Genomic DNA, 399 nt, shown 5'->3' with positions numbered 1-399 from the left:
ACCTATTAGAACGGGATTATTTTTCGTTCTCCGATTGAGAATCTCGATCACACGGCCAACTTCTTGGCTACGCCCAATAACCGGGTCTAATTTGCCTTTACGTGCTTGTTCGGTGATATTGATGCCGAATTGTTCGAGCAAACCATTTTTTTTCTTATTATTATTATTTCCGCCGGTACGTCCAGGGCGTGCTTGAGCTGAACCATTATTTGCCTGTTGCATATTTGCCATTTGGCCGTTCAATTGACGAAAAATATCATCAACATTAAAATTACCAAAAACGAAGGGATCGTCATTATAATCAGCCATTTTTTCCTCCGTCAAATAAAGTAAAATTTCAAACATCGGAACTATTATCGATGTTTGACCTTTATTGACCTTTGCAGAAAATTATACACC

General features: G+C 38.3%; 1 pseudogene. It reads right to left on the bottom strand.

The window, feature by feature from the left end:
- Positions 1 to 354: pseudogene (locus KH893_RS12755) on the bottom strand (ATP-dependent Clp protease ATP-binding subunit); the annotation flags it as partial.
- Positions 355 to 399 lie beyond the last annotated feature (45 nt).

The sequence above is a fragment of the Liquorilactobacillus sicerae genome, assembly GCF_029916425.1.
Classification (GTDB): Bacteria; Bacillota; Bacilli; order Lactobacillales; family Lactobacillaceae; genus Liquorilactobacillus; species Liquorilactobacillus sicerae.
This window is presented reverse-complemented; position numbering and strand designations above follow the sequence as displayed.